General features: G+C 57.3%; 1 protein-coding gene. It reads left to right on the forward strand.

Annotated elements, in window-relative coordinates:
- Positions 1-168: KOW motif-containing protein (locus tag SB816_RS33470; protein WP_410548438.1), on the forward strand; the 168-nt coding region annotated here is incomplete at its 5' end.
- Positions 169-253 lie beyond the last annotated feature (85 nt).

Genomic DNA, 253 nt, shown 5'->3' on the forward strand with positions numbered 1-253 from the left:
CTGTTCGAAGTCGGCGAGATGGTCCGCGTGAAGGAAGGTCCGTTCACGGACTTCAACGGCAGCGTCGAAGAAGTCAACTACGAAAAATCGCGCGTCCGGGTCTCCGTCACCATTTTTGGCCGCGCCACACCAGTCGAACTCGAATTCGGCCAGGTCGAAAAGCTGTAAATCGAATACGACGGATCGCATCTTTGGTGCGGTCCGTTTTTCCGCGCTTACGGTCCGCGTCATGGCCGTAGAGGAGCGCCAGTAG

The organism is Achromobacter sp. SIMBA_011, from assembly GCF_046535435.1.
GTDB lineage: Bacteria > Pseudomonadota > Gammaproteobacteria > Burkholderiales > Burkholderiaceae_B > Achromobacter > Achromobacter dolens.